We start from the raw sequence: 12,896 nt of genomic DNA on the forward strand, positions 1-12,896 counted from the left end.
CTCCTCAAAATCAGATTTTTGTATGTTACGGAGTGTACAAATAATCCTGGTTGATGACGCTGTTGTAGGGCTGTACCGTCGCCGGGAACATCGCTTCAGCCGTGCGGATCGCTTTCAGCATCGCCTTGGCCTTGTTCACCGTTTCCTGATACTCGCTTTCTGGAACCGAGTCCCACACAATCCCTGCACCCGCCTGAACATAGGCCCGGTTCTTTTTAAACACAATCGTACGAATCGTGATGCAAGCATCCATATTGCCCGAGAAGCCTAAATATCCGATGGCTCCTGCATACGGCCCACGCGCTTCCCGCTCCAGCTCGGCAATAATCTCCATCGCCCGCAGCTTCGGAGCCCCTGATACCGTGCCCGCTGGCAAGCAGGACAGGAAAGCATCGAAGAAATCTTTATCCTCCCGTAGCTCCCCCGATACATTGGAAACAATGTGCATCACGTGGGAATAGCGTTCAATTTCCATAAACGTATCGCATTTGACCGTACCAAACTGAGATACACGTCCCAGATCATTTCTTCCCAAATCGACCAGCATCAGATGCTCGGCACGTTCTTTTTCATCCTTCAGCAGTTCTTCAGCGAGCGCTATATCTTCTGCTTCCGTCACGCCACGCGGCCTCGTTCCGGCAATAGGACGGGTTTCCACCCGACCGTTTTCCACCTTGACGAGTGCCTCCGGCGAAGTGCCTACGATGATCTCGTCATCCATTTTCAAATAATACATATAAGGAGACGGGTTCATCGTGCGCAACACGCGGTATACCTGTAAAGGAGAGGCATCTGTGTCAATGTGAAAGCGCTGGGACAGCACGACCTGAAAAATATCACCTGAGCGAATATATTCCTTCGCCTGCTCCACGTTTGAAATAAACTGCTCCTTCGTTACATTCGACTGAATCTCACCCAACTCCACATCGTCAGGAATAGAGGCTGCTCCCATCGTCTCTGGCGGTGTCTGCTTACGCAGGTACTGCGCCGTTGCTTCCAGCTTCCGTTCCACCTCGGCATAAGCAGCGCGGATGTCCTCATCGCGGAAGCCTTCGCCTACATGAACATTGCCGACCAGCAAAATTTGCTGTTTCACATGATCAAAGACAATAACTTGATCGCAGAACATAAAACGAATATCATCCATATTCAAATCATCTACTGAATGCTCTGGCAGTTTTTCATAGTATTGCAGCAGATCATATCCAAAAAATCCGATAGCCCCGCCTGTAAATGGAGGCATTTCTTTCAGCTTCGGGCTACGGTACTTGCGAAGCAACGCCTTGAGCTCTTCAAGCGGCTTGTCGTTTAATATTTGTCGCTTACCATGCTGCTCCAGGATCAAACGGCCTTTTTTGCCGGAAACCATCAGGAACGGGTCCGTCCCGATGAATGAATGTCGCGCCCACTGCTCGCCTCCTTCTACACTCTCCAGCAGAAAGGCCCGGTCCCGCTCAGCGTACCGACGGAAAATCCGGATCGGCGTCTCCATATCGGCCAGCACTTTTTTGTACACAGGAATCAGGTTAAATTCATTCGCCATTGTTATCACTTGCTCCACATGCGGCGTTAACATGAGATCACTTCCTTTCCAAATTGGCGCAGAACCCAAAGGAGAGAATATAAAAAAGCCTCCACCCGGAAGGTAGAGGCTGTCAGTTATTGAAATTATAAGAATGCTACCATATACAAAATGACTACAGCAAATATACAAAGTATACACTCATCCCTTTGTATAACCTGGGTTACTTCAAATAAGCACTTCCCCCAGAAACATTCTCCGTGGACAAAGGCTTACCCGCTACCGCTGGTCTCTGTAATCTTCATATGGAATTGGCTCAACTGCACTCTTCTCATCTCAACTGGCTCTGGCTAACTCTACTCAACTCTGCTACACACACTATATCTCATACGATGTTACTTTGGCAACCATCAACTTTAAAAACAGGCGATTACTTTCCTTGGGAAGCCAAATCCGGTCTTAGCGCCTGCGCTCCGTTCAAATAAACATGTTTGATTTCCCGCTGTGTTTTAACGGTATTCACCTGTACCATCAAACGGATGCATTTTGGCAAGCTGCCCTCTACGGGAATTTCCAACGAACACATAAGCGGAACCATATCCCAGCCGTCAAGCTGGCGGATCGCCTTTGCCGGGAAAGTAGCATTCAGATCATGGGTCACTGTAATCCATACGTTGCTAATATCCTCCGGCTGCACTTCATTGTAGGACACAATTTCCGCTAACAGTAGGCATGTGGCTTCCAAAATTTCGTTTTCTTCATTGTTCGCTACGGTCGTCGCCCCACGAATTCCACGATTGTACATCGTTACGCCTCCTCTTTTAGCTGTTCAATTACTTGTCGGATGTAAGAGACGGAAATATCCTTCACTACCTCCACACGCCCGATGCTGCGTGGGACGACAAAAGTAATACTGCCTTCCTTAAACTTTTTGTCATGCATCATCGCATCCAGCAGACGATCCGTTTCGAGATGAGCGGGAAGAGAAGTTGGTAGACGAAGCGAAGCCAGCATATCCCTCGTTTCTGTTACCAAAGAAGGATCTGCCCCCAGCTTCACACCCAGAAGTGCAGAGCCAACCATACCAATAGAAATCGCTTCCCCGTGTAAAAACTCACCATACCCCGCAATCGCCTCTATCGCATGACCAATAGTGTGACCGAGGTTTAGAATAGCACGTAAATCGTTTTCACGTTCATCGCGCGACACCACTTCGGCTTTCACGGAGCATCCCTTTTCCAGACCGTACTCCAGAGCTGCCGCATCCAAAGCCAGCAAGTCAGGCGCATGATCGCGGCACCAGTGGGCAAAATCAGCATCCCAGATCAAGCCATGCTTGATCATTTCAGCAAGCCCGGCGGATACCTCTCGCGGAGGTAATGTAGACAACGTATCCACGTCATACAATACCAATTCCGGCTGATGGAAAGCTCCAATCATATTTTTAGCCAAAGGATGATTGATGCCGACCTTGCCGCCCACGCTACTGTCATGCGCAAGGATTGTAGTTGGAATCTGTACGAACTTGACGCCTCTCATAAAAGAAGCCGCCACAAATCCTGCCAGATCGCCCACTACACCACCACCAAGTGCGATAACAGCTGAATTGCGGTCCAAACCGCCCTCGATAGCTGCTGTAATCACCTGCTCATACACAGCAAGCGATTTGGACTTTTCACCCGGTTTGACGACGTTGGAAACCGTCTTGTACCCTGCTGCCTGAAGGTTGCTCTCCAGTGTCGCTAAATAGAATCGCGCTGTGTGTTCGTCAGAAACAATCAACAGCGGACTTTTTTGTGCAATTCCTCGTTCGCTCAACAACTCTCCTGCCCGATGTAACAGTCCACGTCCGATATGAATGGGATAGGAACGTTCCCCAAGCTGTACCGTCAGCGTACTCATCTTAGTACCGTCCCAGTTGTTCTTCATAGGATGTAATGTTCGCACGGATTTCTTCAATGGAATCCCCGCCGAATTTTTCAAGCAAAGCCTTGGCAATCTCCCATGCTACAACATGCTCCATAACCACACTTGCCGCTGGTACGGCACATGCATCCGAACGCTCAACCTGAGCGGTGAACGCTTCCTTCGTATCAATATCGACGCTTTGCAGCGGCTTGTACAGCGTCGGGATCGGCTTCATCACGCCGCGAACCACGACAGGCATTCCGTTGGTCATGCCACCCTCAAAACCGCCCAAACGATTGGTACGGCGGTGATATCCACGTTCGTCATCATGCAAAATCTCATCATGCACCTGCGAACCACGCAGTTCTCCAGCTTCAAAGCCAATACCGATTTCCACGCCTTTGAACGCATTAATGGACATGACTCCTTGGGCAATGCGTGCATCCAGCTTCCGATCATACTGAACATGACTGCCCAGACCGATTGGAACACCTTCCACAATACATTCCACTACGCCACCAACGGAATCGCCTTCTTGCTTGATTTGATCAATGTAGGCTTCCATTTTCTTTTCGGTTTCCGGATCGGTTACTCTCACTGAAGAAGCTTCTGTCACGGCAATCAGCTCGTCAATCGGCAATTCGCGGTGAGGTGCCTCGATTTCTCCAATGCGGATAACCTGACCAGCGACCTTGATTCCAAACTCTTCCAGCAATTGACGGGCCAAACCGCCGCAGGCAACACGAATTGCCGTCTCACGGGCACTGGAACGTTCCAGCACGTTGCGCAGATCCTTCAGATTGTATTTCAATCCGCCGTTCAAATCTGCATGACCCGGACGCGGACGGTGAACCCGGCGCTTTTCCTCGTCACTGCCTTCGATGGGCTCAATATTCATAATGTTCTGCCAATGCTTCCAATCGTTGTTTTCCACAATCAGAGCAATCGGTGCACCTGTGGTATACCCGTGACGAACGCCTCCGGCAATGTTGGCCGTATCCTTTTCAATCTGCATACGCCGACCCCGTCCATACCCCTTCTGACGACGGTGTAGCTGAAAATTCAATTCTTCAAAATCCAATTTTAAATTGCTCGGCATGCCCTCTACAATCGCAGTAAGCTGGGGACCATGCGTTTCCCCCGCGGTTAAGTAACGTAAACTCATGACGCGTTCCCCCTTTAAACTGTTAAACTGTGCATCGCTAAAATCTTTAACTGTGCTTCATTATAGTATACGCACCTTTCTTTGACAAGAAAAGCCACGAGAGTGCAGATAAACAAAAAAACACGCCCTTTGGTCAAAGCCAAAGGACGTGCGCTTCTGATAAGACAACAGCCAACGTACTCGTTGTTAGGCACAGCTAGCTACAAAACAATGGACTATATGTCCAGGCTTATGCTTTTTTACGATAAAAAAAGGTTTCCGTTGATTCCAGACCATATTGGTTTGGAGAAAAAATTTGCTCTGTACTGCCGACAAACAGCACACCGCCGGGACGAAGACTGGCAGCAAACTTCTGGTACAGCTTATGCTTGGCCTCTTCCGTAAAATAAATCATGACATTACGGCAGATAATGAGATCGTAGCCGTCCTCAAACCGATCCAGAAGTAAATTTTGCTTTTGAAATTTCACAGCCTGCTTCAAACGGTCGTCAATTCGATACATCGCACCATCCGGCTTGAAATACTTACTAGCTACCTGTTCAGGCACATCCTTGAGCGAACGCTCCAAATATCTGCCTTCCTTGGCTTTAGCCAGTGCGCCGTCATCAATGTCAGAGGCCGTAATGGAGCAATTCCCCAAAATTCCCTTGCCGTCCAGTACCATAGCCAAGCTGTACGGCTCCTCGCCAGTCGAGCAGGCCGCACTCCACAGCTTGAGCTTCTGCTTACCTGCAAGCAGCTGTGGCAAAATCGTATCCCGCAGTACTTCCCACCGATTGGGATTACGCCAAAACTCTGAAACATTGATCGTCATCCGATCCAGAAATTCATAGAACAGGGGCTTTTCTTTCATCATGGCATCATAAAAAGAAACAAAACTGGGAAACCCGTTTTTGTTGCGAAGCGTCGTTAACCGCCTTTTCATCTGTGCTTCCTTGTATTGTGCAAGATCAATACCTGTGCTGTCCTTGATTTTGCGGATAAACGCTGTGTAATCGGGGTCCGTCTGACCCAGTTCCATATCCGTCATGCTACCATCCTTCTTCATTCGAAATTAAACTTACACCCAGGTCGCCACACTTTTTTCATACCGAACGGTTTCCTCCGGCGTGAAAAAATTCGCAATCTCGCGCTCCGCGCTCTCCGGTGAATCTGAACCGTGAATGAGGTTAAACGGTGTATGTGCAGCAAAGTCTCCCCGGATTGTGCCCGGAAGAGCCTCTGTCACTTGTGTTTTACCAATCAGCAGGCGGGACAGGGTAACGATGTTATCCCCTTCCCAAACCATGGCGAATACAGGGCCAGAAGTGATAAAGCCTACAAGCTCTTCAAAAAAGGGCTTGCCCACATGCTCCGCATAATGCCGTTCCGCCTGTTCTCTAGATACCTGCACAAGTTTACCAGCCGTCATTTTGAAGCCTTTGTCTTCCAGACGACTAATAATACGTCCAATTAGTCCGCGTTGTACTCCATCCGGTTTAACCATCAAAAACGTACGATCCATCGACTCACTCCCAATCCAATCTAATGTATTTATACAGTACTAATCTGTATTATAACAGAAAGCTTGGAAACGGTTAAAGTATTTTGTCACAGCAGTTCCAAAACACAACTTTAGTAGGAGCGGCGGGTAACAAAATGAGCAATATCGCGCAGCGTCTTTTTCGTTTTGACATCTGGCAGTAAGTCCAGCGCGTGTAGCGCTTTTTTTATATATCGGTCGGCGAGAATTTCTGCTTTAGCGATTCCTTCACTTTTTTTAATCATATCCACCGCTTTGCGAGCATCTCCCTGCCCGTCCCCAGCCTGAATACGACCGATTTCAGCCAATAGATCGTCACGCAGCTCAGGCTGTCCTAGCGCATAAATAACCGGAAGCGTAATATTCCCCTGCCTCATATCACTGCCCGGCGGCTTGCCAATCTTTTTTTCCGTGCCACACAGATCGAGCAAATCATCCTGAATTTGAAAAGCCATACCTACATTATAGCCATAGGTATACAAGAGAGAATTTACTCTTTCCCTCGCACCCGCAGCCATAGCTCCCAATTGGCAGCTGACCGCAATCAACAATGCCGTTTTGCGACGTATGCGAAGCAAGTAATTACGTACACTCTGATCCACATTAAAAAAATCGCGGATTTGTTCCATTTCACCGATGGACATTTGCACCAGCGCCTTGGACAGCACCCGATGAATGTCCGGATTCGGCAGGCCCGCGACTATCGAAAGCGCACGCGCGTATATGTAGTCTCCGGTGTACATGGCCACCCGATTGTCCCATTTGGACTTCACAGTTGGCTGGCCGCGCCTCATCTCCGCATCGTCAATCACATCATCGTGAACAAGGGAAGCAGAATGAATCAGTTCCAGCGGTACCGCTATGCGTTTGAGCTTGTCCAGATCGTATTCCCCAAACTTGCCTCCCAGCAGTACAAATACCGGCCGCAAACGCTTGCCTCCCGCTTTGAGCAGATGAAGCGACGTATCATTAATCAACGGCTCTGTGCTGTCGATGCTGCGGTACAGCTCTTCTTCTATGAAGTTCATATCCTTCTTTAATAAACCGAACAAATCCAATCGTTTCATTCTTTCACCCGTGTCAGCGTATTGTCACTCCAGAGAAGCGGCTTCACTCGTCGGTCAAGCAGCCCCAGTTCATGCGCATACTGAAAATAAAGCTCTAAACCCTTTTGTTCCTTCTCTCCAAAATCATAACACAGATTAGTAAAGTAGCGCTCCCAATAATCCCGCAGGCCTCCAATTTCCTTGCAGGCTTCGGAAATAACAGACGTCAGATCAGACAGGCTGCGCTGCTTGCTTGCACGAAATGCATTCGCTACTTCAGTCACCGCATCAGGATTCTGTGTAGCAAAAACACGGCGTACTGCCCATACGGCAAAGGTCATACTGTACCCCGTCCAGCGTTTCCACTCTTCTCCGAGGTCCGTAACGTACAGACCATCACGCCGCCAAGATGCCTTGATCGCGTGATCTCCAATCAACAGCCCCGCATCCGCCTGCTCCAGCATCAAATCCAAATCCGGCTCGCAGTCGAAATAGGAAGGTTGGCCTTCCCATGCCTTCTGCATCAAAATTTTCAACAAATTCACGGATGTAGCAGACGTATTCGTCAACGCAATTGTTCCGTTTTTAATCTCATCCAGCGGCTTGCGTGAGAACAGCAAAATGGATTGCACAGGACCGTCTGCGCTGACAGACAGATCCGGCAACAGCAGCATATCCTCGGCACCGGATGCATAAGCAAAGGAGGACATCGCGCTGATGTCCAGATTTCCTTTCAGCATACTGCGGTTCAATTCAGCCGGGACTCTGGAAACCAGCTCCGCCGGATGGAGGAGGTGTGAAGGATTAAAATAATGAAAAATGGGCCAAGCATTTGTATATTTAATTTTTCCGATTGTGATTGTCTTGGTGTCCGGTGTCGGCATCGGAATCCCCCCATCTCGTAAACAGTTGATGTTCGATACGCAAGCTGTCCAATACTTTGCCTACGAGGAACAGTACGATATCATCCAGCGTCTTCGGATGAAAGTAAAAAGCCGGCATAGCAGGAATCATTTTGACCCCGAGCCTTGCAAGCTTAAGCATATTTTCCAAATGAATAGCATGCAGCGGCGTCTCACGCGGCACTAGAATTAGTGGACGGCCTTCCTTCAACATCACGTCTGCTGCACGCGCCATGAGATTATCGGACGAGCCATGCGCCACTGCAGACAATGTTCCCATCGAGCAGGGCATGATAACCATCGCGTCCACCAAATAAGAGCCACTCGCAATCGAAGCGCCAATATCCGTGAACGGATGGTATACAAGAGAACCGGGACGGCCTCCGAATTTGTCATTCAGAGCCCCTTCCCGGTCAGTCACGTTCCAGCCTGATTCCTCTTTGAGTACCCGCCAGCCAGCATTGGAAACAATCAGGTGAACTGTGTATTGCAAATCCAGCAGTATCTCTACCAGCCGTATCCCATAAATGCTTCCGCTCGCGCCTGTAATGCCAATAACGATTCGTTTGCCTTGATGGTTGCTCACCTGATTATGATTCATAAGTATTGACGCACCACCAAATCAACCAGTGTAAAAGCAAATACGACAATGCTAAGCACACTGTTCATCGTAAAGAACGCTGTCTGCAAACGACTCAGGTCCTTCGGAGTTACGATATAATGCTGATAAAATAACATCATATAAGAAATAATCATGCCCGCCAGATACCACCAGCTTAAATCAGCAATAAAGAACATCACAATAAACCCGATCGCCGTAATCACATGAAATGCACGAGCAATTTTAAGCGCACCTGCTATACCAAAACGGGCAGGAATGGAGTAAACCCCCTCGTTCTGGTCAAAATCAATATCCTGACAAGCATAAATAATATCAAAGCCAGCCGTCCAGAATGCAACAGTGAGATAAAAAACAATAGCCGTCATATCTATTTGCCCAGTCACAGCTACCCAGCTACCCAGTGGCGCCAAGCCAATCGTCAAGCCAAGCACAATATGGCAGAGCCAGGTGAAACGTTTGGTATAGGAATAAAAAACAAGCATAAAAAAGGCCAGTGGAAACAGCTTGAACGCCAGTGCACTTAAATTGAACGATGCCCAAAATAGTAGCGCCAAGCTAACAATAATAAAAAGAACCACTTCGCTGGACTTGAGCAGCCCCGCCGGGATGGCACGTCCTGCCGTACGCGGATTTTTCCCATCAATAACACGGTCGATCATACGATTGAAACCGAAAGCCGCGCTACGTGCGCCGACCATAGCCAGCAAGATCCATCCGATCTGTGACCACGAAGGAAGCGTGCCTGTCACGACAACTGACCCCAATACAGCCCCCATAAATGCAAATGGGAGCGCAAATAACGTATGTTCAATTTTAATCATTTCCAAAAAAATAGCAATTTTCTTAAACATGCTGACTCTCCTTGATTCCAATATGCAATGCCGCAATGCCTCCAGTGAGAGAATGAGCCTGTACATCCTTTAATCCGACTTCACGGAAGATGCCAGCCAGCTCATCCCTTCCCGGAAAAAGCGCCAACGAATCAGGGAGCCATTTGTATTGCTCATAACGTTTGGCGAACAATTTGCCGAGCATGGGCAAGATGTGTTTAAAGTATGCATAGTAAATTCCCTTGAACGGCTGCCATGTAGGCTTGGATAGTTCCAGACATACGACCTGCCCGCCAGGTTTGACGACACGCTGCATTTCCTGTAATACGCGGCGCAAATCAGGCACATTACGCAGACCAAAGCCAATCGTTGCGTAGTCAAAAGAATTGTCTTCAAAAGGCAGCTCCATCGCGTTGCCCTGAACAAGCTTGATCTGCTTTTCACGGGCTTCTGATGTAATCTTGCGCTCGCCTACATTCAGCATGTTCTGGCTAAAATCCAGTCCTACGATGTGACCACTTTCACTTGCACGCGCCATCGCGAGCGTCCAGTCACACGTACCACAGCAAAGGTCGATTGCCGTATCCCCGTGGTGCATGTTCATTTTTTTCATCGTAAATTTACGCCAAGCCTTATGTCTGCGAAAGCTCAGTATATCGTTCATCAAATCGTATTTACCCGCGATGCTTTCAAACACGCCATGAACGAATTGCTCTTTCGGCTTGGTGTCGCTTGATCCCATGACGTTCACCTAACCTTCCCTCACAACCGGGTGTGGACTATTCAGCAGCTTCAGGAAAGGCTCCAGCATGCGTTCGAATTCCTCGATCCCCGTATTTTGATCATCTGACAGGATCTGCCGGATGTGTGTAACAGTCGTCTGGAGTTTGTTCAGTATCGCGTCCTCGGCTTTGTACTTCAGAACAAGCTTGTACCATACATCAGTGTCTGAACCACTCTCAGACAGCAGTTCCCGTTCGTTCTGGTCAGCATTACTATAAACATGCCAGAACATATATCCGAAACGGGACTTGTCCGATTCTGTACGCTTGTGCCATTCCTCTGCCAGCGTATCACAGAGGGCAAATTCGTTGAGAAGCGGCTCCCAGACTTCCCGATCCTGCTCTGCCACAAGGGAAGTAAAGGATAGAAAAAGCTCCTTTTTAAAACGAACCACCTGAGTTAAATACTGTGCCGCATTCAGACGGAGATGCTTCATCTCCCAATACAGGCTCATTTTACCAGCGTTTACTTCACATACAGCATCACTCAGCTTCGAAATGGTCGTGATGTGGCCTGCCAGTGCAAGCAGCTGATAAAAGCGGCTGCTAAAATAGTCCCCGGCCAACACTTTCAACTGTCTGGAACGCATTTCCTCCGGACTTCGTATACCGGATAAAGTATCAATCATATCATGCGTATCCAGCCCCATCTGCAAAAGCGAGGTGACCAATGCGTATAGCTCTTCCTCGCTGGCATGTAGCTCCTGCGCATTCCGGTTCAAAAACATAAACAACAGGCGGGTACGACTGTCAGGAAAAGCCGGCATTTCCGTATGTTGTTGAATCATGTCGTATTCCACATATTTCCTTGCTAATTGGGGTACGCGATACGGTTTCATCCTAAGCCTCCGAGCCATGACTTTCTGGTGTACTCAAATAATTGCAATGCCTTATATTATATCACAATTTAAAATGATTCGCGACTAAAGTACTGTAGGTCCAACGACAGAAACATCTAATCTGTATATACACCGTTAAACCTGCTTTGCCACATTGGAGTTACCGTAATACGGAAGCGGGCTTTCAGTTCCTCCGGCAAGTCCGCACCTTCCCGGCTTCTCAGCTGATCCAGTGCTTCAATCGTCCATTCGTTCCGGCGTATATCGGATGCCAGCAGAAGACGCCGTTCTCCTGACCATTCGTCCTGCGTCACTACCCGAAGCAGTAATTGCCGTACGTTCGTTGTTCCATAAAAACTAAAGGCGGCAATCTCCGCCATATTTTGATAGATTTCAAGCGGGGCGGTTTCTTCCTTGGAAAGCTTTACATCCAGAGTCAGGACTGAATGTTCCCAGCTTACGCTGGCAATTGGTGTCGTCAAAGAAAGCTCCTTCAGCGTATCCACCAGATTGTCATCGGTCAGCAGCACCCGCTGCTGCGACGATATCGTCGCCTGTGTCTCACGAACAGCTGCGGTTCCCGAATCCAGCGCCTGTAAGGATGGTAGCAGTACAGCAGCAGCGGTGGTTATGAGAATCGAGCCGCATAGCACAATCCAAGGTTTCATCAGAGCCTCCCCTGACCCCTACCCTGTTATGGGTTTGCTACGGTAAAGGTCCTCACTCTCATTGTACAACAAAAAAAAGCAGGCTATGCCTGCATTTTAATCCTCTGTATCCACGACCCCGTGCTTGGTCATCACAACGGCCTTGCCGCGAATTTTAATAGCAGAGGTATGATCGGTAAATTGGACGATCAGCACCTCACCCTTGTCCAATTTTTCTGAATGATGCAGGCGTGTATCCTGGCCTCTTGTTAAACCAAAAACCTGACATCCGTTGCTTTTTGCTTTAATCACAACGTACTCATTACTACCCGTCACGTTATCTTCCATATCCATTTCCCCCCTGAGAGCCGAAGCTATACTTTTTATGATGGAGATTCGAGCTTGTTTTGTCAACCATATGCTTCGGCGCTAACTGCAACAATTGCTGCGTCCCGAGCCATACTATCTATGCAGCCCCATCTGCTAACGAAAGGAGCGAATTGGATGAAAAACTATCGTCCCGCTAATCTGAGTCCTGCCCAAGTAGAGCGGCTTCAGCAGCTGGAGCATGAATTTGCCGAGCTGACGGGTGAACCATTGGTGCTGATCGCCTATGCCTCACGGGATGACAGAAGCGCTTCCCCTTCTTCGTCCCGCATCGCATCTGCTACGGAATAACAGGACAAAAAGAAAAGGCCGTGAATCAAATTCACGGTCTTTCCAGCGCAATGGGAATATGTAAGAAATCTTATTTAATTCCGTCCTTGAGCGCTTTACCCGGTTTAAATGCCGGAATTTTGCTCGCAGGGATTTCGATTTCTTCTCCTGTTTGCGGGTTACGTCCTTTACGTGCAGAACGTTCACGAACCTCAAAGTTCCCGAAACCTACCAGTTGCACCTTGTCTCCGTTTTGCAGCGCTCCGGAGATCGCTTCGAATACAGCGTCAACGGCTTTAGTTACGTCCTTTTTGGACAATTCAGTGCTTTCGGAAACCTGATTGATCAAATCCGTTTTATTCATAATATTCACCTCCCAATTCAAGTGTAGTCCAGCATTAAGGTTATCGGCGTTGTAGAACCGATATAAAGTCGCCTGTATAAAATAACCCGG

At 48.4% G+C, this 12,896-nt stretch carries 16 protein-coding genes; 1 reads left to right on the top strand and 15 read right to left on the bottom strand.

Going from position 1 to position 12,896, the window contains the following annotated elements; all coding sequences use genetic code 11:
- Window positions 1–25: 25 nt before the first annotated feature.
- From trpE to mtrB, 14 genes are all read right to left on the bottom strand, one after another.
- Window positions 26–1,576 (bottom strand): anthranilate synthase component I, encoded by a 1,551-nt coding sequence (gene trpE / locus ABIA61_RS06240; RefSeq protein WP_404518930.1) that lies wholly within the window; start codon window positions 1,574–1,576, stop codon window positions 26–28.
- A 376-nt stretch (window positions 1,577–1,952) separates the two neighbouring features.
- Window positions 1,953–2,327, bottom strand: a complete 375-nt coding sequence (gene aroH, locus ABIA61_RS06245) for a chorismate mutase (protein WP_283652243.1) — start codon at window positions 2,325–2,327, stop codon at window positions 1,953–1,955.
- Between the two features lie 2 nt (window positions 2,328–2,329).
- Complete coding sequence (gene aroB, locus ABIA61_RS06250; RefSeq protein ID WP_283652244.1) at window positions 2,330–3,424, bottom strand: 3-dehydroquinate synthase; 1,095 nt, start codon at window positions 3,422–3,424, stop codon at window positions 2,330–2,332.
- Window position 3,425: 1 nt separating this feature from the next.
- Complete coding sequence (gene aroC / locus ABIA61_RS06255; protein WP_283652245.1) at window positions 3,426–4,595, bottom strand: chorismate synthase; 1,170 nt, start codon at window positions 4,593–4,595, stop codon at window positions 3,426–3,428.
- A 229-nt stretch (window positions 4,596–4,824) separates the two neighbouring features.
- Window positions 4,825–5,625, bottom strand: coding sequence for a CheR family methyltransferase (locus tag ABIA61_RS06260; RefSeq protein WP_014282091.1), 801 nt, complete (start codon window positions 5,623–5,625; stop codon window positions 4,825–4,827).
- A gap of 30 nt (window positions 5,626–5,655) precedes the next feature.
- Window positions 5,656–6,099 carry a nucleoside-diphosphate kinase gene (gene ndk / locus ABIA61_RS06265; protein WP_044646773.1) on the bottom strand — a complete coding sequence of 148 codons (444 nt, stop codon included), beginning with the start codon at window positions 6,097–6,099 and terminating at the stop codon, window positions 5,656–5,658.
- 110 nt (window positions 6,100–6,209) lie between these two features.
- The gene (locus ABIA61_RS06270; protein ID WP_283652246.1) at window positions 6,210–7,184 is read right to left on the bottom strand and encodes a polyprenyl synthetase family protein; all 975 of its coding nucleotides are present in this window, start codon (window positions 7,182–7,184) and stop codon (window positions 6,210–6,212) included.
- Window positions 7,181–8,047 carry a menaquinone biosynthetic enzyme MqnA/MqnD family protein gene (locus tag ABIA61_RS06275; RefSeq protein WP_283652247.1) on the bottom strand — a complete coding sequence of 289 codons (867 nt, stop codon included), beginning with the start codon at window positions 8,045–8,047 and terminating at the stop codon, window positions 7,181–7,183. The genes ABIA61_RS06270 and ABIA61_RS06275 overlap by 4 nt, the downstream gene beginning before the upstream one ends.
- Entirely contained in the window at window positions 8,004–8,666 is a 663-nt protein-coding gene (locus ABIA61_RS06280; RefSeq protein WP_283652248.1) for a UbiX family flavin prenyltransferase, read from the bottom strand. The genes ABIA61_RS06275 and ABIA61_RS06280 overlap by 44 nt, the downstream gene beginning before the upstream one ends.
- Window positions 8,663–9,538: a UbiA-like polyprenyltransferase gene (locus tag ABIA61_RS06285; RefSeq protein ID WP_283652249.1), complete on the bottom strand. Its 876-nt coding sequence runs from the start codon at window positions 9,536–9,538 to the stop codon at window positions 8,663–8,665. The genes ABIA61_RS06280 and ABIA61_RS06285 overlap by 4 nt, the downstream gene beginning before the upstream one ends.
- A complete protein-coding gene (locus ABIA61_RS06290; RefSeq protein ID WP_283652250.1) occupies window positions 9,531–10,259 on the bottom strand; it encodes a demethylmenaquinone methyltransferase in 729 nt (242 codons plus the stop codon). Before ABIA61_RS06290 ends, ABIA61_RS06285 begins: the two co-directional genes overlap by 8 nt.
- A 9-nt stretch (window positions 10,260–10,268) precedes the next feature.
- On the bottom strand, window positions 10,269–11,138 hold the full coding sequence (locus tag ABIA61_RS06295) for a heptaprenyl diphosphate synthase component 1 (protein ID WP_283652251.1): 870 nt from the start codon (window positions 11,136–11,138) through the stop codon (window positions 10,269–10,271).
- 116 nt (window positions 11,139–11,254) lie between these two features.
- Window positions 11,255–11,806, bottom strand: coding sequence for a hypothetical protein (locus tag ABIA61_RS06300; RefSeq protein ID WP_283652252.1), 552 nt, complete (start codon window positions 11,804–11,806; stop codon window positions 11,255–11,257).
- A gap of 96 nt (window positions 11,807–11,902) precedes the next feature.
- Window positions 11,903–12,133 carry a trp RNA-binding attenuation protein MtrB gene (gene mtrB, locus ABIA61_RS06305; protein WP_044646781.1) on the bottom strand — a complete coding sequence of 77 codons (231 nt, stop codon included), beginning with the start codon at window positions 12,131–12,133 and terminating at the stop codon, window positions 11,903–11,905.
- Window positions 12,134–12,289: 156 nt separating this feature from the next.
- Between mtrB and ABIA61_RS06310 the strand changes: the two genes are divergently transcribed.
- Window positions 12,290–12,463, top strand: a complete 174-nt coding sequence (locus ABIA61_RS06310; protein WP_283652253.1) for a hypothetical protein — start codon at window positions 12,290–12,292, stop codon at window positions 12,461–12,463.
- 70 nt (window positions 12,464–12,533) lie between these two features.
- Here the strand turns inward: ABIA61_RS06310 and ABIA61_RS06315 are convergent, their stop codons facing one another.
- Entirely contained in the window at window positions 12,534–12,806 is a 273-nt protein-coding gene (locus ABIA61_RS06315; protein ID WP_014282101.1) for an HU family DNA-binding protein, read from the bottom strand.
- Window positions 12,807–12,896: the final 90 nt, after the last annotated feature.

This window comes from Paenibacillus sp. RC21 (genome assembly GCF_044907935.1).
GTDB classification, from domain to species: Bacteria; Bacillota; Bacilli; order Paenibacillales; family Paenibacillaceae; genus Paenibacillus; species Paenibacillus terrae_A.

What these genes read in the sequence shown, in the direction of transcription:
- aroH (WP_283652243.1), bottom strand. Translation starts at nt 2,327, where the DNA reads ATGTACAATCGTGGAATTCGTGGGGCGACGACCGTAGCGAACAATGAA.
- ABIA61_RS06310 (WP_283652253.1), top strand. Translation starts at nt 12,290, where the DNA reads ATGAAAAACTATCGTCCCGCTAATCTGAGTCCTGCCCAAGTAGAGCGG.
- ABIA61_RS06300 (WP_283652252.1), bottom strand. Translation starts at nt 11,806, where the DNA reads ATGAAACCTTGGATTGTGCTATGCGGCTCGATTCTCATAACCACCGCT.
- ABIA61_RS06285 (WP_283652249.1), bottom strand. Translation starts at nt 9,538, where the DNA reads ATGTTTAAGAAAATTGCTATTTTTTTGGAAATGATTAAAATTGAACAT.
- aroB (WP_283652244.1), bottom strand. Translation starts at nt 3,424, where the DNA reads ATGAGTACGCTGACGGTACAGCTTGGGGAACGTTCCTATCCCATTCAT.
- ABIA61_RS06315 (WP_014282101.1), bottom strand. Translation starts at nt 12,806, where the DNA reads ATGAATAAAACGGATTTGATCAATCAGGTTTCCGAAAGCACTGAATTG.
- ABIA61_RS06290 (WP_283652250.1), bottom strand. Translation starts at nt 10,259, where the DNA reads ATGGGATCAAGCGACACCAAGCCGAAAGAGCAATTCGTTCATGGCGTG.
- ABIA61_RS06270 (WP_283652246.1), bottom strand. Translation starts at nt 7,184, where the DNA reads ATGAAACGATTGGATTTGTTCGGTTTATTAAAGAAGGATATGAACTTC.
- ABIA61_RS06295 (WP_283652251.1), bottom strand. Translation starts at nt 11,138, where the DNA reads ATGAAACCGTATCGCGTACCCCAATTAGCAAGGAAATATGTGGAATAC.
- ABIA61_RS06260 (WP_014282091.1), bottom strand. Translation starts at nt 5,625, where the DNA reads ATGACGGATATGGAACTGGGTCAGACGGACCCCGATTACACAGCGTTT.
- ABIA61_RS06275 (WP_283652247.1), bottom strand. Translation starts at nt 8,047, where the DNA reads ATGCCGACACCGGACACCAAGACAATCACAATCGGAAAAATTAAATAT.
- trpE (WP_404518930.1), bottom strand. Translation starts at nt 1,576, where the DNA reads ATGTTAACGCCGCATGTGGAGCAAGTGATAACAATGGCGAATGAATTT.
- aroC (WP_283652245.1), bottom strand. Translation starts at nt 4,595, where the DNA reads ATGAGTTTACGTTACTTAACCGCGGGGGAAACGCATGGTCCCCAGCTT.
- mtrB (WP_044646781.1), bottom strand. Translation starts at nt 12,133, where the DNA reads ATGGAAGATAACGTGACGGGTAGTAATGAGTACGTTGTGATTAAAGCA.
- ABIA61_RS06280 (WP_283652248.1), bottom strand. Translation starts at nt 8,666, where the DNA reads ATGAATCATAATCAGGTGAGCAACCATCAAGGCAAACGAATCGTTATT.
- ndk (WP_044646773.1), bottom strand. Translation starts at nt 6,099, where the DNA reads ATGGATCGTACGTTTTTGATGGTTAAACCGGATGGAGTACAACGCGGA.